We start from the raw sequence: 561 nt of genomic DNA, 5'->3' as shown, positions 1-561 counted from the left end.
TTTGAAGGAGGAGGTGTATGAAAAATGCCTCCGTTAGGAACATAGAAAAACTGTCGGCCAAATCCCTTAGACAGTTGCCGATGGTCCAGCTTTCAAACTCCTCAAGGTAGTGCCGCTTCATTTCGTCGGCCGGGTCGGGCGGCACGAAATGGAACTGCACATTGTCGGAAAGGATATGCGAGATAGGCGGATCTACCGCTGTAGCGTTCGTACCGACCCCCATGAAAACAGACGCCCTCCGCACTCCGACTTCGGCCACCGCCTTCAGCTTGTTGAAGTCGATATTGAATTGCATCTTTGGGGGCAGTGCTTCGGTATCGTCCATGCGACAGACTACCAGAAAGACGGCCAACGCGGACATCGTATCTGCCTTGACAGAAGGTACACCGCTCGGGCACAAAGAGGTACACCGAGCTTAACCGCTTCGGGGGAAGAGCCCCTTCTACCCCCTTGATTTTTAACGGTTAGTTCGGGTGGAACGCCTCAGTTGGATTTGGCATTTAGCGCCGTCCGGGGGCACCAGCAAAAGTGCGGCAATTGAGTAAATTCAGACAGTTAATC

The 561-nt window shown here is 53.1% G+C and carries 1 protein-coding gene; it reads right to left on the bottom strand.

Translation table 11 applies throughout. The annotated features are described in order from the left end of the window. Window positions 1–325: hypothetical protein (locus tag EOB49_RS34575; protein ID WP_164781961.1), on the bottom strand; the 325-nt coding region annotated here is incomplete at its 3' end. Window positions 326–561: the final 236 nt, after the last annotated feature.

The sequence above is a fragment of the Mesorhizobium sp. M7A.F.Ca.MR.148.00.0.0 genome, from assembly GCF_003997735.1.
GTDB lineage: Bacteria > Pseudomonadota > Alphaproteobacteria > Rhizobiales > Rhizobiaceae > Mesorhizobium.
Note: the sequence above shows the minus strand (reverse complement) of the source record. Positions and strands in the feature narration are given on the sequence as shown.